The 18,374-nt window shown below is 72.6% G+C and carries 16 protein-coding genes; 6 read left to right on the forward strand and 10 right to left on the reverse strand.

The features are described from left to right. Positions 1-5: 5 nt before the first annotated feature. From ACFWGN_RS16365 to ACFWGN_RS16380, 4 genes are all read right to left on the reverse strand, one after another. Positions 6-470 carry a DUF2809 domain-containing protein gene (locus ACFWGN_RS16365; protein ID WP_377618266.1) on the reverse strand — a complete coding sequence of 155 codons (465 nt, stop codon included), beginning with the start codon at positions 468-470 and terminating at the stop codon, positions 6-8. A gap of 1 nt (position 471) precedes the next feature. After that, positions 472-948 carry a MarR family winged helix-turn-helix transcriptional regulator gene (locus tag ACFWGN_RS16370; protein ID WP_318244334.1) on the reverse strand — a complete coding sequence of 159 codons (477 nt, stop codon included), beginning with the start codon at positions 946-948 and terminating at the stop codon, positions 472-474. 119 nt (positions 949-1,067) lie between these two features. Continuing rightward, positions 1,068-2,720 (reverse strand): MDR family MFS transporter, encoded by a 1,653-nt coding sequence (locus ACFWGN_RS16375; RefSeq protein ID WP_377618268.1) that lies wholly within the window; start codon positions 2,718-2,720, stop codon positions 1,068-1,070. Between the two features lie 99 nt (positions 2,721-2,819). Continuing rightward, positions 2,820-3,326: a MarR family winged helix-turn-helix transcriptional regulator gene (locus tag ACFWGN_RS16380; protein WP_377618270.1), complete on the reverse strand. Its 507-nt coding sequence runs from the start codon at positions 3,324-3,326 to the stop codon at positions 2,820-2,822. A 198-nt stretch (positions 3,327-3,524) separates the two neighbouring features. Here ACFWGN_RS16380 and ACFWGN_RS16385 point away from each other — a divergent pair, with 198 nt between their 5' ends. From ACFWGN_RS16385 to ACFWGN_RS16395, 3 genes are all read left to right on the forward strand, one after another. Next, positions 3,525-4,124, forward strand: a complete 600-nt coding sequence (locus ACFWGN_RS16385) for a hypothetical protein (protein WP_377618486.1) — start codon at positions 3,525-3,527, stop codon at positions 4,122-4,124. Positions 4,125-4,717: 593 nt separating this feature from the next. Continuing rightward, positions 4,718-5,338, forward strand: a complete 621-nt coding sequence (locus ACFWGN_RS16390) for a DUF47 domain-containing protein (protein ID WP_056649187.1) — start codon at positions 4,718-4,720, stop codon at positions 5,336-5,338. A gap of 5 nt (positions 5,339-5,343) precedes the next feature. Beyond that, complete coding sequence (locus ACFWGN_RS16395) at positions 5,344-6,348, forward strand: inorganic phosphate transporter (protein ID WP_056649191.1); 1,005 nt, start codon at positions 5,344-5,346, stop codon at positions 6,346-6,348. A gap of 293 nt (positions 6,349-6,641) precedes the next feature. Here the strand turns inward: ACFWGN_RS16395 and ACFWGN_RS16400 are convergent, their stop codons facing one another. The 5 genes from ACFWGN_RS16400 to ACFWGN_RS16420 form a co-directional block, all read right to left on the reverse strand. Further along, positions 6,642-7,595, reverse strand: a complete 954-nt coding sequence (locus tag ACFWGN_RS16400; RefSeq protein WP_377618272.1) for a hypothetical protein — start codon at positions 7,593-7,595, stop codon at positions 6,642-6,644. Between the two features lie 421 nt (positions 7,596-8,016). After that, positions 8,017-9,042: an NUDIX hydrolase gene (locus ACFWGN_RS16405; RefSeq protein ID WP_191800682.1), complete on the reverse strand. Its 1,026-nt coding sequence runs from the start codon at positions 9,040-9,042 to the stop codon at positions 8,017-8,019. After that, on the reverse strand, positions 9,039-11,372 hold the full coding sequence (locus ACFWGN_RS16410) for an RNA degradosome polyphosphate kinase (RefSeq protein WP_377618274.1): 2,334 nt from the start codon (positions 11,370-11,372) through the stop codon (positions 9,039-9,041). Before ACFWGN_RS16410 ends, ACFWGN_RS16405 begins: the two co-directional genes overlap by 4 nt. Then, positions 11,369-12,367: a mycothiol synthase gene (gene mshD / locus ACFWGN_RS16415; protein ID WP_377618276.1), complete on the reverse strand. Its 999-nt coding sequence runs from the start codon at positions 12,365-12,367 to the stop codon at positions 11,369-11,371. Before mshD ends, ACFWGN_RS16410 begins: the two co-directional genes overlap by 4 nt. 36 nt (positions 12,368-12,403) lie before the next feature. After that, complete coding sequence (locus ACFWGN_RS16420) at positions 12,404-13,612, reverse strand: alpha/beta hydrolase (RefSeq protein ID WP_377618278.1); 1,209 nt, start codon at positions 13,610-13,612, stop codon at positions 12,404-12,406. A 165-nt stretch (positions 13,613-13,777) separates the two neighbouring features. On the opposite strand from ACFWGN_RS16420, the gene ACFWGN_RS16425 reads away from it, so the two are divergent. Continuing rightward, positions 13,778-15,043 (forward strand): NAD(P)-binding domain-containing protein, encoded by a 1,266-nt coding sequence (locus ACFWGN_RS16425; protein WP_377618280.1) that lies wholly within the window; start codon positions 13,778-13,780, stop codon positions 15,041-15,043. Positions 15,044-15,067: 24 nt separating this feature from the next. Beyond that, positions 15,068-16,486 carry an MFS transporter gene (locus tag ACFWGN_RS16430; protein WP_377618282.1) on the forward strand — a complete coding sequence of 473 codons (1,419 nt, stop codon included), beginning with the start codon at positions 15,068-15,070 and terminating at the stop codon, positions 16,484-16,486. Positions 16,487-16,594: 108 nt separating this feature from the next. Here ACFWGN_RS16430 and ACFWGN_RS16435 read toward each other — a convergent pair whose 3' ends face one another. Continuing rightward, positions 16,595-17,248, reverse strand: coding sequence for a GNAT family N-acetyltransferase (locus tag ACFWGN_RS16435; protein ID WP_377618284.1), 654 nt, complete (start codon positions 17,246-17,248; stop codon positions 16,595-16,597). Positions 17,249-17,410: 162 nt separating this feature from the next. Between ACFWGN_RS16435 and ACFWGN_RS16440 the strand changes: the two genes are divergently transcribed. Beyond that, a complete protein-coding gene (locus ACFWGN_RS16440) occupies positions 17,411-18,265 on the forward strand; it encodes a hypothetical protein (RefSeq protein WP_377618286.1) in 855 nt (284 codons plus the stop codon). Positions 18,266-18,374 lie beyond the last annotated feature (109 nt).

Consider the following 18,374-nt stretch of genomic DNA (forward strand, 5'->3'; position numbering starts at 1 on the left):
GCGTGTCAGAGCGGGCGTGACCTCGAGGTCACGCCCGCTCTGGCGTCCACGACCAGGTCGAGGCCGACCGCGAGCAGCACGCCGAGCAGGTAGAGCAGCAGGTCACGCGCGTTGAACGTGCTCCCGAGCACCCACGCCGCCGCGGGCACGACGTCGAGCACCGCGCCGACCGCGGGCGTCGCCTGGAGGGCCTCGACGAGCCAGCACCACGCGAGGGCCACGGCCCCCGCGACCCACGGCCGCAGCCGTGGGGCCACGAGTACGAGCGCCACGTAGACCGCGACCGCGTACAGCAGGTCCCCGACCACGTCACCGACGGGGTCGGGGACCTGCGTCGTCACCACGAGGCCCAGGGCGACCACGGCCGCGAGGACGGCCAGGACGCGCGGGCGGCTGCGCCGTCGGGCACCGTGCCACCGCGGCGCGGACCCCCGCCGCCCCGTGGGCACCGCGTCCGGCCGACCCGTCATCTCAGCGCGTCGCCTGCCAGCGCACGACGTCCTCCGAATAGCGGTGCAGCAGGCCCGCGAGGGCTGCGACGTCGTCGGAGGACCAGTCGCTCAGGGCCTGCGAGATCGAGTCGACGCGCCGCTCGTGCGTGGTCCGCAGCAGCGTCGCGCCCTCCTCGGTGAGGGTGATGATCTGGCCGCGGGAGTCGTCGGGGTCCACCTCGCGGCACACCATCCCCACGGACTCGAGCCGTGCGAGCTGGCGCGAGATGGTCGCGCGCCCCACGCCGAACTGCTGCGCGAGGTCCGACCCCCGCACGCCGGGGTTCACGGCGATGTGCGCGAGCAGCGGGTAGGCGCTCGCGTCGAGGTCGGGGTGGATGCGCTTGGCCATCGCGTTCGCGGACGATCCCGCGCGGCGGGTCAGGACGCGCAGCTCGCGCTCGAGCGCGAACAGGGGCGACTCGTCGCTGGGCGAGGTGGTGGGTGTTGAGGACACAGTCGGCTCCGGCTGGTCGGTCGGCGAGGGCGAGGTCACGGCCCCATCATGGCGTGCAGCGGGGCCGCCGTGGAACAAGCATCCACGACGGCCCCGGGTGAGGTCCGGCAGGTGGGCGGTCAGCGCGACGCGCTGCGCCCGGACGGGGCGCCGTCGCCGGCCCCCGCGAGGACGGCCTGCTCGGCGTCGAAGTCGCCCTCGTGCTCCTGCTCGATCTCGTCGGTCAGGTCCGTCAGGCCGGCCGCGAGCTCGCGCTCGAGACGCTCGTCGAGGCCCGACTTGGTGCCGAGCGGCACCTCCTTGAGGAACAGGACGCAGATCAGACCGATGACCGCGAGCGGCACGGCCACGAGGAAGATGTCGGCGATGCCGTCGCCGTAGGAGCGCTCGACCAGGTCACGCATAGGGGCGGGCAGGGTGCTGACGTCGGGCACGGTGCCACCCGTCGCGTCGGTCGGCACGCCCATCTTGGCCAGGCCGTCCTGGATCGAGGTCGTGACCTTGCTCGCGAGGATCGCCCCCAGGACCGAGACGCCGATCGCGCCGCCCAGGGTGCGGAAGAACGCGACCGTCGAGGTGCCGGCACCCATCTCGGAGACGTCCAGGGTGTTCTGGACCGCGAGCACGAGGTTCTGCATGAGCATGCCCATGCTGGCGCCCAGGAAGAACAGGTAGACGCTGATGAGCACGAAGCTCGTCTGGTAGTCGATCGTCGACAGCGCGAAGAGCGACGCGACGAGGAACACGCCACCGGCGACCATGAACGCCTTGTAGCGCCCGGTGCGCGTGATGAGCTGGCCGATGAGCGTCGAGGCGACGAACGTCCCGATGATCATGGGGATCGTCAGCAGGCCCGACTCGGTCGCGGTCTTGCCGCGGGCCACCTGCATGTACTGGCTCAGGAAGACGGCCGTGCCGAACATCGCGACACCGACCGCGACGCTCGCGAGGACCGCGAGGACGAACGTGCGGTTCTTGAACAGGTGCAGCGGGATGATGGGCTCGACCGCGCTCTTCTCGACCAGGACCGCCGCGACCAGCGCGAGGACCGAGCCGACGACCATGACGGCGCTCTGCCACGAGACCCACTCGAAGTTATTGCCCGCGAACGTGACCCACAGCAGCAGGGTCGAGACGCCCGCGCTGATGAGCAGCGCGCCCCAGTAGTCGATCTTCACGATGCGGCGCGGGATGGGCGGCAGGTGCAGCGTGCGCTGGAGCACGACGATCGCGGCGATCGCGAACGGCAGGCCCACGAAGAAGTTGAGGCGCCAGCTCACGGTGTCCGTGAGGACACCGCCGAGGAGAGGGCCGCCGATCTGGCTCACGGCCATGATCGCGCCCATGAGGCCCATGTACTTGCCGCGCTCGCGCGGGGAGATGATGTCCGAGATCAGGACCATGGCCAGGGCCATGAGGCCACCGGCGCCGATGCCCTGGAGGGCGCGGAACGCGATGAGCGTGCCGATGTTCTGCGAGAGGCCCGCGAGGGCGGCCGCGACCACGGAGATGACGAGCGCGACCTGGATGAGGACCTTGCGGTTCGTCAGGTCGGCGAGCTTGCCCCAGATGGGCGTGGAGATGGTGGTCGTCAGCAGGGTCGCGGTGACGACCCAGGTGAACGACGACTGCGACCCCTCGAGGTCGCTGATGATCTTGGGGAGCGAGCTCGAGACCACGGAGGTCGCGAGGATCGAGACGAACATCCCGAGCAGGATGCCGGACAACGACTCCAGCACCTGCTTCCGGGTCATGGTGGTGGTAGCGCTCATACAGGTCTCACATTCATAGGTCGTGCTTCTTCGTCGAAACGTCGTGGCAAGGCCCGACGGCGGAGGTCGGGCCGGGTGGGCGGGTCGCCCGGGGAGTGGTCAGGTGCGCGAGAGCGCCTCGGTGAGGCGCTCCAGGTGGCGGATCGCCTCCCGGAGCTGTTCGGGGGTCCAGCCCACGAACGTCTCGGCGGTACGGCTGGTGAGGAGCGCGAAGGTCTCCTCGACCTTGGCGCGTCCCGCGGGCGTGAGGGTCACGCTGCGGGCGCGACGGTCGTCGTCGCACGCGGTGCGCTCGACGAGGCCGGCCTCGGCGAGATGGGTCACCTGGCGGCTCGCGACCGACAGGTCGACCCGCAGGTGGTGCGCGAGCTCGGTGACCTGGAGGGGGCCGCAGCGCTGGAGGAGCCGGAGCGCTCCGAGCGAGGCCCGGGGGAAGTCGAGCTCGCGCGACAGGCGGGCCGAGACCTCGCGCTGGGCGCGGTTGAGCTCCTCGAGCGCGACCGTGAGCTCCATGACGGGGACGTCGAGGGGCTGGGTCGGGGAGGGGGTGGGGGGTGCCGCGTCGTCGAGGGGGGCATCGAGCGACGGGGTGGTGGAGAGGGACACGCGAGAAGGCTCCTTAGTTGCTGCAAGCAACGATACTCCGAATGGTTGCTGAGGGCAATGGTTGCAGGGGGCATCTTTTCGCGGCGTGATGGGCGCCGTGACGCGTGCACGTGCGCGAGCTCCGCCGTCGGGCCTCGTGCGTACGATCGAGAGGTGAGCGAACAACCGACCCCCACCCACCGCCCGCGCCGCCCCGCGATGCTCGACCCGCGCGACGCCGAGGAGCTCCCCGGGGAGATCGACCCCGCGCTGCGCGACCAGATCGCCCACACGACCGCGGCCGCGATCGTGCACGGCGCCCGCGCGTCCGAGGACCCCGAGGTCGTCGACCGGCTCATCCGCCTCGTCGAGACCGAGGGGCTGGACGTCGTCTCGGGCCTCTGGGCCGACTCGGCTCCCGCTACCTTGCCCGGCGCGCTCTGGCGCCTGTACGTCCTGCGCGAGTGGGTGCGTCGCGACCCCGAGACGGTGACCCTGCGCTACCGGCTCGGCGTCGACGCGGCCCCCGTCCACGAGGTCGTCGCGGGCGTCGCGAGCCCGCCCGGCCCCCAGGACGTGCGCGAGCTCGCCGACGCCGTGCTCTCGGGCGTCTTCGCCGGAGACCTCGCCGTGGCCCTCGAGCGGGCCGCCGCGTTCTGCCGCATCCTCGCTACGGGAGCCGCGTTCGACGCCGACACGCGCGAGGTCGCCGACCCGGGCTCGGCGCTGCGCATGACGCGCGGCGCCTCGTCACTGCTGCGCACCGCCGAGGAGCTCGAGCACGCCGCAGCGCTCTGGCGGGCCGACAGGCTCGACTGACGCTCCGCCGTCGGGCGTGCGGGCGGTTCGGCCGGGGCGCGCTCGTCGCGCGTGCTCCCGAGGTCTCCGGCGCTGCGCCCGCACGCCCTTCGGGCGGTGCGACGGTGCTGCGCCCGGACGCCCTTCGGGCGGTGCGACGGTGCTGCGCCCGGACGCCCTTCGGGCGGTGCGACGGTGCTCGCGCGGTGCCGTCACCAGCCGGTTCGGAGGCTCCGGCCGAGCGGGCGTAGGATGAACGACGACGTCGGGTCGCGGTAGCCCCGGGCTCCAACATCAGCCGCTTCGAGCGGCCTTCGCGCCGACAGGCGCTCCCGGCCCGGCGTCGCCCCCCACCATGACGTGAGCCCCGTTCCGCCCTGCCCTGGCAGGCGTTCTCGGTGCTGCCGTCGGGGTGCCCGAGCGATTGAACGTTCAGGCGACAGTTCGGTTACATTTGACGGGCGTTAGGGATGCGTTAACGCGCACCTCGAGCGCTTCTCACCACAGCGTCACCTTCCAACAGAACACCTGTGACATCCAGGTGGCGATCGCTCTGAGCGGTCGTCATCTCGCCTGTGAAACCCCACCAGCGTCCAGCCCTTCCGGAGCCTCCCGTGCGCTTGCGCCTCACCCCGCGCGATACCTCGTTCTTCGACCTTCTTGCTGACTCCGCGCAGCACCTGGTCACCGGGGCAAACCTTCTCGCCGAGCTGCTCGGCGCAGACCGGCCCACCCGCAAGGAGCTCGCCAAGAAGCTGGCAGAGACCGAGCACCTGGCTGACGACGCGACGCACACGATCATGCGACGCCTCAACCAGACGTTCGTCACGCCGTTCGACCGCGACGACATCTACGGCCTCGCCTCCGCGCTCGACGACTGCATGGACTACATGGAGGAGGCCGCGGACCTCATCGTCCTGTACAAGATCGACGAGCTGCCCGCGCGCGTCTCCGAGCAGGTCCAGGTCCTCCAGCGCGCCGCCGAGCTGACCGCAGAGGCCATGCCGCGCCTGCGCTCGCTCAACGACCTCGCCGAGTACTGGGTCGAGGTCAACCGCCTCGAGAACCAGGCCGACAAGATCCACCGCAAGCTCCTCGCCGAGCTCTTCGACAACGTCGCCGACCCGATCCTCCTCATCAAGCTCAAGGAGGTCGTCGAGATCCTCGAGCAGGCCGCCGACGCGTTCGAGAAGGTCGCGAACACCGTCGAGACCATCGCGCTCAAGGAGTCCTGAGCTCCGTGGAATTCGCTCTTGTCGTCCTCGTCGTCGCGCTCGCGCTGAGCTTCGACTACACGAACGGATTCCACGACGCGGCCAACGCGATCGCGACATCCGTCTCGACGCGCGCGCTCACCCCGCGCGCTGCTCTCCTCATGGCCGCGGTCATGAACTTCACCGGCGCCCTGCTCGGGACCGAGGTCGCCGAGACCATCGCGACCTCGATCGTCGACCTCCAGGACGTGCCGTCGCACACCGCCCTGGTCGTGGTGCTGTGCGCCCTGGTCGGGGCCATCGTCTGGAACCTCATCACCTGGTGGTTCGGGCTGCCGTCGTCCTCGACGCACGCGCTGATCGGTGGCCTCGTGGGCGCCGGCCTCGCCGGAGGCCTCGCGATCTACGGCGCCTCGATCGTCGACAAGGTCGTCCTGCCGATGATCTTCTCCCCGATCGTGGGCTTCGGACTCGCGTTCATCGTCATGGTCGGCCTGCTGTGGGCGTTCCGCCGCGCGGCCCCCTCCAAGACGACGCGCCGCTTCCGCCTCGCACAGACCGTGTCCGCCGCAGCGATGGCCCTGGGCCACGGCCTGCAGGACGCGCAGAAGACCATGGGCGTCATCTTCATGGCGCTCCTGACCGTCGGCTGGGCCAGCCCCGACGAGGGCATCCCGCTGTGGGTCAAGCTCGCCGCCGCGGCCGCGATCTCGGCCGGGACGTACTCGGGTGGCTGGCGCATCATGCGGACCCTGGGGCGCAAGATCATCGAGCTCGACCCGGCGCGCGGGTTCGTCGCCGAGTCGGTCTCCGCGATCGTGCTCTACGTCAACGCGTTCGCGCTGCACGCCCCGGTCTCCACGACGCACACCATCACGTCCGCGATCATGGGCGTCGGCGCGACCAAGCGCCTCTCCGCGGTGCGCTGGGGCGTCGCCAAGAACATCGGCATCGCGTGGGTCCTCACCATCCCGGCGGCCGCGCTGGTGGCCGCGATCATGTACTGGATCCTGTCGCCGATCCTGCTCTGAGGCTCCGCCTCGTCCGCGCCTTGCCAGGACCAGCGTGACCTTGAGGTCACGCTGGTCCTGCTGTTTCCGGGGGGATCAGTTGTCAGAACTGAGCCGGGGCATGCCCGGGTGTGCTTCTGACAACTTTGCTGGTGATGTGGCCTGATCGACGTTGCACTGCTTGGTTGTCAGAACTGAGCCGGGGGATACCCGGGTGTGCTTCTGACAACTTTGCTGGTGATGTGGCCTGATCGACGTTGCACTGCTTGGTTGTCAGAACTGAGCCGGGGGATACCCCGGCGTGCTTCTGACAACTACGCGGAAGTCTCCTGCGCTGCCGACCCGAGATGGTGCCGGAGGATGTCGTAGACCCGGTCCGGCTCCAACCGGACGGCACCAGCGGGGACCCTGACGACGATGTCCCGCCTGCTCGCGTCGAGCTCGGCCGTGCGCAACAGGTCCTCGTACCAACGGTCCGGATCGCTGTGGCCGATCCCGTCGACCTCGACCACCAACCGACGCCCGTCGCGGAGCCGCCACTCGACGTCGAGGTAGCGCTGGCGTCCCTGCGAGTCCTTGCGTCGCGCCTGCCGTTCAGGGGCGGGCAGGTCGCGCTCGCGGCAGAACCTGATGAAGTCGATCTCGGCCAAGGACTGCGAACCGCCGGCGATGTCGACGAGCGAGGTGCGCATGACGCTCCGGAAGCGGACGGCGCCTACCCGATCGAGCTGTTCGAAGAGCTCGTCGGTCGTGGCCAGCCCTTGCTGCACCGTGGCGGCGAGCAGACCGACGGCGGTGCGGGGGTGGCGTTGCCACGCAGCTGCGTCGACCGCAGCGCGCGGCGCCGTGTGGACAGGGAGCCCGAGGAACGGACGGATGTCCTCGGGCGCCGGGCGGCGAGACTCGTGGACGACGACGGCGGGGACGCGTGGGGGCCGCGCCCCACGAGCGACGACGATGTGGATCCCCGGCCGGGTCCAGCCCGTCAGCCCGCGCATCGACAGTGCGGACCACGAGCCGATGGCGACCGTCCCCTGTGCGCTCAGCACCGCGATCCATCGCCGGGCCGGCTCGGTGACAGGGCCGTTGTGAAGCAGGACGACGTCGCGGGTTGCGAGCGTCCACCGTCGCGCAGCCAGCTGTGCGCTCACGTGGTCCCAGGAGACGCCCAGCCCCTGCAGCTGCTTCCGGGTCACCACTCCTTCCTGGTGGTGGTTGATCCGGTGCATGCCCGGGACTGACTCCAACGCGTCCGACGTTCCGCTCATGCCGGGGATTCTTGGCGGCCGCGACGTCGGGTGTCAGGGGGGACGCGGTCGTCTGTGGACGAAGGACGCAGGGAGTGCGCGGTGCACGCCGTCGAACGGTGCGATTCCACCGCCGCCGGTTGTCAGAGCTCGCCCGGGGTTTGGCCCGGCTCAGTTCTGACAACTGGAGCGGGTGAGCTGGGGATCACTGGGGTGCTCCGCCTGGGCATGAGTTGTCAGAGCTCGCCCGGGGTATGGCCCGGCTCAGTTCTGACAACAAAGCGGGGCCGTCCCAGGTGCTTGATTCGCTCCGAGCCTCCGAGCTTCCGAGCTTCCGAGCTTCCGAGCCTCCGAGCCTCCGAGCCTCTGGGCTCCCGAGGCGTACGAGCGAGCCCACTCCCTGGCTTCGACACAGGGACCGAGCACACACCACCGGCCCACCTCAGTGCAGCGGCGGTGCGACCTTCTCTGCCGCGAGCACGCGCGGCCCCTTGGGGGTGTCCGCGACGTGCGCCACGAGCATCTCTCCCGGCTCCAGGAACGGGTCCCGTGTCGGCAGGGCGTTGGCCACGGGGCGGCGTGAGTGCTGACCCAGGACGTCGAGGACCGTGGGCAGGACGGGCCGGTGCGTGCAGAGCACGGTCGAGCGCTGCGACTCGAGCAGCTCGCGCACGGTACGCGCCACGCGCGAGGGGGACCGCTCGTGCTGCGCCTCGGTCAGGTGGTCGATCGAGAGGGTCTCGAGCCGGGCGGCCTGCGCGTAGGGCGCGATGGTCTGGGCACAGCGGTCCCACTGGCTCGTCACCACGGTGTTGACCCCGTAGGCCGCGAGCACGGGAACCAGCGCGACGGACTGCGCGTGCCCGGCGGGCGTGAGCGGCCGGTCCTGCTCGGCCCCGTGCCACGCGGCCCGGGTCACGGCCTTGCCGTGCCGGGCGATCACGACGACGCGGGTCGAGAGCCGTCCGTGCGTGTACTCCTCGACGAGCGCGGCGAGCGGACCGCGGTCTGCCTTGCGGGTCACCCGGCGTGCGGCCTCCTCGACGCCGAGCCACTCGGTCGCGTCGATCTCGTCGGGCGACACCGGGGGCACGGGGGCGCGCGCGGCGAGCGGGCCCGCGTCGCGCACGCGCTTGGCCTGCTGCGCGGCCCAGTAGTGCACGCGCTTCACGCGCCCCTCCGGGGTCAGGTACTGCAGCCCGGGCAGCGGGACGCCGAGGATCACGGGCTTGCCGGTCTCCTCGGCGACCTCGCGCACGGCGGCGGTCTGGAAGGTCTCGCCCGGGTCGAGCTTGCCCTTGGGCCACGACCAGTCGTCGTAGCGCGGCCGGTGGACGAGGCGCACCTGGAGCTCGCCGTCGCGCACGCGCCACACGAGCCCTCCCGCCGACTCGATCACGGGGGCGTGCGGGACGTGGGTGGGGCCGAGGGTGTCCACGAGCGGTGCGAACGAGGACGGAGAGCTCATTGACCCATGCCCAGACGACGGCGTTGTCGGGTGATGAGGGTGGACTGGATGTCGGTCAACGGGCCGTCGGGCCCGGTCGAGTGCCGCACCCACGTCCCGTCCGCCTGCAGGTGCCAGGACGCCGTGCCGCTGTCCATCGAGATGTCGATGAGGTCGAGCAGGTTCGTGATCTGGTCCGGGTCGACGAGCCGCACGAGCGTCTCGACGCGGCGGTCGAGGTTGCGGTGCATGAGGTCGGCCGACCCGATGAAGACCTCGGGGCCGGACTCGGGGCCGTCGGCGATGGCCGGGCCGCCCGAGTTGGCGAACGCGAAGATGCGCGAGTGCTCGAGGAACCGGCCCAGGATGGACCGCACCCGGATGTTCTCGCTGAGCCCCGGTACCCCGGGGCGGATCGCGCAGATGCCGCGGACCACGAGGTCCACCTTCACGCCGGCCTGCGATGCCCGGTAGAGGGCGTCGATGATGGTCTCGTCGACGACCGAGTTGACCTTGAACTTGACCCACGCCTCGCGGCCTTCGCGGGCCGCGACGGCCTCGCGCTCGATCCGTTCGACGAGGCCCGAGCGCACCGAGCGGGGCGCGACGAGCAGGCGGTGGAACCTCGACTGGGGCGCGTAGCCGCTCAGCTGGTTGAACAGGCGCGTGAGGTCCTGGCCGACCTCGGGGTCCGCGGTCAGCAGTCCGAGGTCCGTGTAGAGGCGCGCGGTCTTGGGGTTGTAGTTGCCTGTGCCCACGTGGCAGTAGCGCACGAGCCCCTCGGGCTCCTGGCGGACCACGAGCGAGAGCTTGCAGTGCGTCTTGAGGCCGACGATCCCGTAGACGACGTGGACGCCTGCCTGCTCGAGCTTGCGCGCCCACGAGATGTTGGCCTGCTCGTCGAAACGTGCCTTGATCTCGACGAGCGCGAGGACCTGCTTGCCGGCCTCGGCCGCGTCGATCAGGGCGTCGACGATGGGCGAGTCGCCCGACGTCCGGTACAGCGTCTGCTTGATCGCGAGCACGTTGGGGTCCGCAGCAGCCTGCTGGAGGAACGTCTGGACCGAGGTCGAGAACGAGTCGTACGGGTGGTGCAGCAGGATGTCGCGCTCACGGATCGCGGCGAACACGTCGGTCGGGTTGGCGCTCTCCACCTCGGCGAGGAAACGGTGCGTGGTCGGCACGAACCGCGGGTAGTGCAGGTCCGCGCGGTCCAGGTCGGCGATGAGGTTGAGGCCCGTGAAGTCGAGCGGCGCGGGCAGCTTGTAGACCTCGTCGTCCGCGACGTCGAGCTCGCGCACGAGCAGCTGGCGGATGCGCGGGCTGATCCCGTCGGCGATCTCGAGGCGCACGGGCGGGCCGAACCGGCGACGCAGCAGCTCCTTCTCCATGGCCTGGAGCAGGTTCTCCGCGTCGTCCTCCTCGACCTCGACGTCCTCGTTGCGGGTCACGCGGAACGTGTGGTGCTCGCGCACCTCCATGCCCGGGAAGAGGTGGTCGAGGTGCTGGGAGATGACGTCCTCGAGCGGCACGAACGACGTGGGGCCCTTGTCGGGGTCTGCGGCCTGCGTGCTGGGTGCCGAGGGTCGGCCGCGCGAGTCGACCGCGATGAAGCGTGGCAGCAGCGGCGGCACCTTGACGCGCGCGAAGTGCTCCTTGCCCGTCGTCGGGTTCACCACGACGACCGCGAGGTTGAGCGAGAGCCCCGAGATGTACGGGAAGGGGTGCGCGGGGTCCACGGCCAGGGGCGTGAGCACGGGGAAGATCTGCTTGCGGAAGAACTTGTGCAGGCGCTCCTGCTCGCGCGTGTCGAGGTCCTCCCAGCGCAGCAGCGAGATGCCCTCGGTCGCCAGCGCGGGCTGCACCTGGTCGGCGAACACCGCGGCGTGGCGGGCCATGAGCTCGTGCGCACGCTCGCTGATCGCGTCGAGCACCTGGCGCGGCGTGAGACCGGAGGCGGCCGTCACGGCGAGCCCGGTCGCGATGCGTCGCTTGAGCCCTGCGACCCGGACCATGAAGAACTCGTCGAGGTTCGACGCGAAGATCGCGAGGTAGCGCACCCGCTCCAGCAGGGGCTGGTTCTCGTCCTCGGCGAGCTCGAGCACGCGCTGGTTGAACGCGAGCCAGCTCAGCTCGCGGTCCGCGAACCGGTCGGCGGGCAGGGGCTCGGCGCCGAGCACCTCCGTGTCGACGGTCCCCGTGACGGGCTCCTCCTCGGCGATGTGCTCGGCGATGTGCGCCGCGAGCTCAGGGTCGAGGGCGGGCCGGGGACGGGCGTCGCGAGAAGCCTCCGGCTGCTGGTCCGGGCGCGCGGGGGTCCGGACGCCGGGACGGACGGTGGAGTCGGTCATGGCTTCATGGTGGCATCACTCGGTGAACTTTGGGTGACGGGATGCACAGCCGGCGGGCCGTACTGCACGTCCACGGTGTCCTTGCCGAAGCCCGCGCCGAGGTAGGTGCGGGTCGCTACGGTGTTGTCGCCGTCGACGTAGAGGACCGCGCGGTCGATACCCTGGGCCGCGAGGTGCGCGAGCCCGACGGCGGTCAGCACCTTCCCGAGCCCCTGGCCCTGGGCGTCGGGGTCGACGCCGACGACGTAGATCTCACCCTCGCGCACGGGCGCGTCCGAGGACCCGGCCTGGTCCGTGGGCACCTTGGTCCACAGGAACCCGGCGAGCGACCCGTCCTCGCGCTCGAGCAGGAAGAACCCCTCGGGGTCGAACCAGTCCTCGGCGAGCCGGGCGTCGAGGTCGGCCTGGGTCAGGCGGCCCTGCTCGGGGTGGTGCGCGAAGGCGCGCGCGTTGACCCGGAGCCAGGCCGCGTCGTCGGACCCGGGGCGGAACGTGCGCAGCCGCAGGCCCGCGGGGACCTCGGGACGCTCCCACGTCCCCGAGCGCAGGTCCAGGCCCATCTTCCACAGCTCGCGCACGACGACGAGCCCCGCGTCGGCCGCGAACGCGCGCGCCGCGGGGAGGTCGCCGTGCGCCCACACGTGCAGCGTGCGGCCGTGCTGGCCGGGCTCGCCCGAGCGGGCGGGCAGGGTCGCGTCGCGCTGCGCGGTGCGCAGCAGCATGCGGCCGGTCCGACGGCGGCGCGCGGCCGGGTGCACCACGAGCTCGGCGCTCGCGACGTCCCCTCCGCGGTCGATCTGTGCGTACCCCGTGACGGTGCCCGCACCGTCGTGCGCGACCACGTGCGTGAGGTCCTCGTCGTCGACGCCGAGGCGCAGGAGCGGCTGCTCGGAGAGGGGGGCGACGCCGTCGGACTCGCGGGCGGCGGCCGCCAGGGCGCGGACCTCGTCCGCGGTGGCCGGGTCGAGCGGGCCGATCTCGAGAGGGGAGTGCATGGCTCCATCCCATCACAACCGGGCGGACGCACCGGCTCAGGGCTGGGCCAGGTGCTCCGAGACGAACTCCAGGCCGTAGGGCAGGCCCGCGTGGACCATGGCCCACGTGTGCCCCTGGCCGGGCTCCTCGCGGAGCGCGACGGTCTGACCGCGTTCGACGAGGGCGGCGGCCAGCCGGCGGTTCGCCTCGCGGTCGAACCGCGGGGCCTCGGTACCGCCGTCGAGGAAGACCGCGACGGGTGCCGTGAAGTCCATGGTCGGGATGTAGTGGCTGGGGGAGTTGGCGTCGAGCTCCTCCTGGGTCGCGAGCATCGCGCGCCCGCCGCCGCCCGGGTCGCCGTAGGGCTCGAGGGCCATGATCGCGCTGAACGTGTCGAGGTGGCGCAGCCCCAGGTTGAGCGCGCAGAACCCGCCCGACGACATCCCGCCGATCGCGCGGTGCTCGCGGTCCGGGACCGTCGGCAGCGTCCTGTCGACCCACGGGATCACGACGTCGGTCACGTAGGTCTCGACCTGCGCGCCGCCCGTCGTCGAGTCCAGGCACTCGGTGTCGCGCGACGAGGGGCCGGTCCCGTTGACGTCGACCGCGACGAGGATCATGGGCTGGACGAGCTGCGCCGCGAGCAGCGTGTCCATGACGTTGGCGCTGTCGGCCGCCGCGAACCAGTCGCTCGGCTGACCGGGGCTGCCGTGGAAGAGGTAGACGACGGGGTACCGCGTCGACGCCGAGGGGTCGAAGCCCGGCGGCGTGTAGACCCACGTGATGCCGTCGGCCATGCGCAGGTCCGTGGCCGGCAGCGGCGTCGAGGTCACCGAGCCCGTCGCCGACGACCCCGCGCGCTCCGAGGGCTTGTCGCGATGGCTCGGCGGTGGGTCGACGAGCCCCCACCCGGCCATGGTGGTGCGGAACGCCGCGACGTTGGGGACGTAGCCCGCGTAGGCGTTGACCGCGACCGACACCGACAAGACCACGAGGACCCCCGACGCGACCGTCCCCACCCAGGCGCGCCACGAGCCGCGCGGCCTGCCGGGACCGTCTGCGTGGCGTGCGGTCCGTCGCCGCCGGTCCCAGACCACGAGCCCGGCGACCAGGACGCCGGCGGCCGCGAGCAGCCCGACCGTCCACCACGAGGACACCCAGTCGCTGCGCCCCGCGAGCTCGCGCAGCACGGCAGGGGGCAGGGTCGGGGCGGTGTCGGGCTCGGGCAGCGGGACTGCGCCGGGGAGGGCGTAGGACGGACTCACCCCTCCAGGGTGCCCGCCGTGCACAGGTTCCACCGGGCGAACGCCCAGGTGGCCGCCAAGGTCCACGGGACGTTCACGGGGTGTCCCCACGCGTGCCGTCGCGCTGTGCGGTGCGTCACGGCCGTGCCGTGGATGAGTCCCGCGGCCCGCGCGGTTGGTACGGGTGTGAGCACCTCCGCACCGGCACACCACCTCTCGAAGGCCAGGCCCGTCGACCAGCCACGGCCCGTCGACGTCGACGTCCTCGTGGTGGGCGCGGGGCAGGCCGGGCTCTCGGCCGCGTACCACCTGAGACGGCGCGGCATCGTGCCGCTCGGTCTCGACGGGATCGTGTCCGCCGGACCTGACGACGGTGCCTCCCGGGGCGACCAGCGCACCTTCGTGGTGCTCGACGGGGCGCCCGCACCAGGTGGCGCGTGGCAGTTCCGCTGGCCGTCGCTCACCATGGCCCAGACGCACGCGGTGCACGACCTGCCCGGGCTGGCCCTGGACCCGGGCGACCCGCGCGAGAGCGCGAGCACCGCCGTCGGGCGGTACTTCGGGGCGTACGAGCAGGTCAACGACCTGCGCGTGCTGCGACCGGTCACGGTGCGCGAGGTGCGCGACGACCCCGCGACGGGTGCGCTGCTCGTCGAGGCGACCACGCCCGAGGGTCCCGTGACCTGGCGTGCCCGGACGCTCGTGAACGCGACCGGGACCTGGACCGAGCCCTTCTGGCCCTGGTATCCGGGCCGGGAGACGTTCGCGGGCACCCAGCTCCACACGCACGACTTCGGGCGGGCCGAGGACTTCGCGGGCCGGCGCGTGGTCGTCGTGGGCGGGGGCGCGTCCGCGACGCAGTTCCTGCTCCAGATCGCGCCGCACGCGGCCTCGACCACGTGGGTCACACGGCGCGAGCCCGTGTGGGTCGGCGGACCGTTCGACGAGAACCGGGGGCGCGACGCTGTCGCGCTCGTCGACGAGCGCACGCGCGCGGGCCTCGCCCCGGAGAGCGTCGTGTCCGTCACGGGCCTGCCGCTCACGCCGGTCTACGAGGCGGGGATCGCCTCGGGCGTCCTGCGTCGCCTGCCCATGTTCTCGCGCGTCGTGCCCGACGGCGTCGCGTGGGACGAGGGGGTCCGTCCCGACGGCGTGACGCACCAGGGCGCCGACGTGATCCTGTGGGCCACGGGCTTCCGGGCCGCGCTCGACCACCTCGGGCCGCTGGGGTTGCGCGGGCCGGGCGGCGGGATCGTCATGGACGGGCCGACCGTGGTCGCCGACCCGCGCGTCCAGCTCGTCGGGTACGGGCCGAGCGCGTCGACGATCGGGGCGAACCGCGCCGGCCGCGAGGCGGTGCGGGCCGTCCTACGGGTGCTCGAGGGTGCCTCGCCTCGCGACGGGGCGGTGCCGCACGACCGTGCCCGGCCGGTGGTGCCGGGACGGGCCTGAGCCCTGCGCCGATACGCTGCCCGGGTGACTCCTGATCCTCTTCCCGGACCTGACGGCCTCCCCGTCGACCGCATCCAGCGGCGGACCGTCTCGGTCCTGGCCGCGAGCCAGGTCTTCGGCGGGATCGGGGTCGCGACCGGGATCTCGGTGAGCTCTCTGATCGCGTCCGAGCTGTCCGGCTCCGACGCGATCGCCGGGCTGGCGCAGACGACGGCCGTGGTCGGCGCCGCGCTCGTCGCCCTGCCGCTCTCGCGCCTGGCCGAGCGCCACGGCCGACGCCGGTCGCTCACGACGGGCTACGTCGTCGCCCTCCTGGGGGCCGCCCTCGCGGCGACCGCGACCCTGCTCCAGACCTGGCCGCTGCTGCTCGCCGGGATGCTGCTGTTCGGGGCGGGCTCGGCGACGGGTCTCGCCTCGCGCTTCACCGCGACCGACCTGGCCCGGCCCGAGCGGCGGGCCACCGACCTGTCCGTGGTGATCTGGGCGACGACGATCGGTTCGGTGCTCGGCCCCAACCTCGCCGGGGCGACCGAGAAGCTCGGTCTCCTGCCCGGCCCGGCCGGGGAGCACGGCGCGCACGGCACGTCGGCCGCACCCCTCCTCGTCGCAGCCCTGGCGTTCGCCGCGGCCGCCGCGTCCGTCTGGGTCCTGCTCCGTCCCGACCCGCTGCACGTGGCGGCCGCGCGAGCAGCGGCCGGATCCGCCGAGACCGCCGAGTCGCGGCCCGGGACGAGCGGGACCGGTGCGGGCGCTGCCGAGGAGGCTGCGCCGTCGGGCGGCGAGGACGCACCTCCCGAGGCGGACGTGGTCGCCGCTCCGACCCCCGCGCGCCCCGGCTTCCGCGCGGGCCTCGCGGCCGGGTGGGCCGTGATCCGCGCGTCGGCGACCGCGCAGCTCGCGCTCGCGGCGATCGTCGTGAGCCACCTCGTGATGGTCGGGCTCATGTCCATGACCCCGGTGCACATGGGGCACGGCGGTGCGAGCCTCCAGGTCATCGGGATCGTCATCAGCGCGCACATCGCGGGCATGTACGTGCTCAGCCCCGTGATCGGGTGGGCTGCCGACCGGGTGGGGCACGCGCGCGTCCTCGCGGTGGGCGGGGTGGTCCTGCTGGCGTCGGCCGTGGTCGTCGCGGGCGCGCCCAGCGACGACTCGGGACGGCTCACGGTCGGGCTCGTGCTGCTGGGCGTGGGCTGGTCGTGCGGGCTCGTCGCGGGCTCGGCGCTGCTCATCGACGCGACGCCGGCCGGGGACCGCACCCAGGTGCAGGGGCTCTCGGACTTCGCGATGAACCTCGGCGGCGCGCTCGGCGGGGTGCTCGCGGGGATCGTCATCGCGGTCTCGTCGTACGGCGCGCTCGCGTGGGGTGCCGCGGCGCTGCTCGTCGCGTACCTCGTGCTGGTCGCGGGACGGCTGCTGCGCGCGCCGCGCATCGCGGTCTGAGGCGCTGCGCAGCTTCCGCGCCCGGCGCGTCCGTGCCCGTGGGGGCTCGGCAGGCGTCTGGGCGTGGCAGGGAGGTGCTCGGGGCGCCCTTGCCCCTGGCAGGAGCCGTCAGCGCGCGCCGAGCTGCTTGTAGAAGATCGTCGTCGACACCAGTGCGCCGCCCGCGACCTTGGCGAACCCCGGGACGGCGCCGACCTCGGACCAGCCCCACCGGCGGTACAGCGACTCGGCGAGGCTGCCCGTCTCGGTGTCGAGCGTCAGGAGCGAGAGCCGCTCGGCCTTCGCGAAGCGCTCGATCGTGGCCATGAGTCCCGGGGCGAACTTGTTGCCGCGCGCCTGACGGTGGACCAGGAGCTTGACGACCTCGGCGCGGTGCGTGCCGTTGGCCTTGGACGTCAGGGCGAGCGACGCGGTCGCGACGATCCGACCCGAGTCGTCGCGCCCGACCCACGTGCGGTGGTCCGGGTCTGCGAGGAACGCCGACCACCACGCGGTCGCCTGCTCCTTGGTCGGCGCCTTGACCCAGCCGACGCTCGCGCCGCCCTGGACGCAGTCGATCAGCACGTCGGCGAGGCACGACAGGTCGGCCGTCCGGGCGGCGAGGCTGTCGAGGAGCGAGAGGCCGGCCGCGGGGGCTGCCGCGGGGCCCGGCCTGCCGGACGCGCCCGGGCGGCCCGACCGGACGGCGGTCCCGCCGCGGGCGTTCGAGGAGACGAGTGCGCCACCACCGGGCGCGGGGAAGGTGAGAGGTTCGATCCGCATGGCCGTCACGGTAGCCACGGAGCGTTTCGGCCCCGTGAACGGCAGGGACTGTCCCTGTGTCCGGACGACCGTGAGTCCGAGGTCACTCCGGACCTGACGGCTCGTCGCCGCGCGCGGCGCGCACCGCGCGGGAAGACTGGGGCTCAACCTTCAGGAGGTCCCGTGTTCCTCAGCCTGCTCGCCGCCATCACCGCCGCGATCGGTTACGGCGTCAGCACCGTCATGCAGGCCGTCGCGGCCCGCCGCGCCCAGGGGCTCGCGGTGGTGCGGCAACCCCTCGTGATCCTCGCGTTCACGGTCGACCTCGTCGCGTGGCTCTTCTCGCTCGTCGCGCTCGACCACCTGCCGCTCTTCGTGGTCCAGGCCGTGCTCGCGAGCTCGCTCGTCGTGACGGTCCTGCTCGCCAAGGTGTTCCTCTCGGTGCCCATGCGGCGGATCGACGTCGCCGCGATGGCGGCCATCGTGGCCGCGCTCGTGGTGCTCGGGATCGCGGGCGGGGAGCAGCCCGCGCCCGTGCCGCCCGACTGGTTCACGCCCGTGCTCATCGGGGTGGCCGCGGGGCTCGCGGTGATCGCGCTGATCTTCTACAAGGCCGGGACACCCGTGCTGCTCGCCGTGATCGGGGCCCTCGGGTACTCCGGGGCGGCCGTCGCGGCTCGAGGCGCGCACGCCTCGGGGGACATCTGGGACACGATCTTCCAGCCGCTCGCGATCGCGATCGTGCTGTTCGGGGTCGTCGGGGCGCTCGCGTACCTGCGCTCGCTCGAGCGCGGCAAGGTCGGGACGAACGCCGCGATCCTCTCGGTGATCGAGGTCGTCGTCCCCGGGGCCGTGGGCATCGCGGTGCTCGGCGACACGATCCGCTCGGGCTGGGACCCCGCGGTCGCCGTCGCGGCGCTCGTCGCGCTCGCGGGCTGCGTGGTCCTCGCGACGAGCCCCGCGAACGAGGCGGCCGAGTCCGGGGAGGCGAGCGACGGCGTCGGGCCGTCGAAGGACGCGGCGGCAGAGCCCGCGTAGGTCGCTCTCGTCGAGGCCGGCGGGGCGCCGCGGCCCGACGGCGGTGCGCGCCACGTGCGGTGGCGTCACCCGGGGTGCGGCGGGGCCCCGGTCCCGGTGTGCCCGGCGC

The organism is Oerskovia sp. NPDC060338 (assembly GCF_042726295.1).
GTDB classification, from domain to species: Bacteria; Actinomycetota; Actinomycetes; order Actinomycetales; family Cellulomonadaceae; genus Oerskovia; species Oerskovia merdavium.

Excerpts from the sequence above, each read along its gene's own strand:
- ACFWGN_RS16435 (WP_377618284.1), bottom strand. The coding sequence starts at position 17,248 with ATGCGGATCGAACCTCTCACCTTCCCCGCGCCCGGTGGTGGCGCACTC.
- ACFWGN_RS16385 (WP_377618486.1), top strand. The coding sequence starts at position 3,525 with ATGCTCGACCCGCGCGACGCCGAGGAGCTCCCCGGGGAGATCGACCCC.
- ACFWGN_RS16375 (WP_377618268.1), bottom strand. The coding sequence starts at position 2,720 with ATGAGCGCTACCACCACCATGACCCGGAAGCAGGTGCTGGAGTCGTTG.
- ACFWGN_RS16400 (WP_377618272.1), bottom strand. The coding sequence starts at position 7,595 with ATGAGCGGAACGTCGGACGCGTTGGAGTCAGTCCCGGGCATGCACCGG.
- ACFWGN_RS16365 (WP_377618266.1), bottom strand. The coding sequence starts at position 470 with ATGACGGGTCGGCCGGACGCGGTGCCCACGGGGCGGCGGGGGTCCGCG.
- mshD (WP_377618276.1), bottom strand. The coding sequence starts at position 12,367 with ATGCACTCCCCTCTCGAGATCGGCCCGCTCGACCCGGCCACCGCGGAC.
- ACFWGN_RS16405 (WP_191800682.1), bottom strand. The coding sequence starts at position 9,042 with ATGAGCTCTCCGTCCTCGTTCGCACCGCTCGTGGACACCCTCGGCCCC.
- ACFWGN_RS16410 (WP_377618274.1), bottom strand. The coding sequence starts at position 11,372 with ATGACCGACTCCACCGTCCGTCCCGGCGTCCGGACCCCCGCGCGCCCG.